General features: G+C 60.5%; 1 pseudogene. It reads left to right on the forward strand.

The annotated features are described in order from the left end of the window. Positions 1-372 (forward strand): annotated as a pseudogene (locus EN786_RS36380) (SAM-dependent methyltransferase); the annotation flags it as partial.

A 372-nucleotide genomic window follows, 5' to 3' on the forward strand; every position in this document is an offset into this window, starting at 1 on the left:
GCGTATCGTACGCAGGGTCGTCGAAACGCTGAAGCCGGGTTTTGCGGTCAGGCTGTGGACCGGCGAGCGGATCGGGCCCGCTGACGGCCCGGTGCTTGCCATCAACGATCAGGACATCGTTTGGCAACTGGTCCGGCGGCCGACCTTCTCAACGCTGGTCGAGATGTGGATTTCCAAAACCGTCGATATCGAAGGAGGCACGCTGTTCGATTTCTATGCCCTGCCTTCGCAAGGCAAGCTCAAGACGAAACTCAAGTCCCTGCCGAAGCTGGCAATCCTGCGCGACCTGCCGGCGGTGCTGTTTTCGCGCAAGCAGATGACGGCGCGCAGCGATCTTTCCGGTCGCAAGCCTTTCGTCAGCGGATCGAACAA

The sequence above is a fragment of the Mesorhizobium sp. M4B.F.Ca.ET.143.01.1.1 genome (genome assembly GCF_004792275.1).
In the GTDB taxonomy this organism is placed as follows: Bacteria; Pseudomonadota; Alphaproteobacteria; order Rhizobiales; family Rhizobiaceae; genus Mesorhizobium; species Mesorhizobium abyssinicae.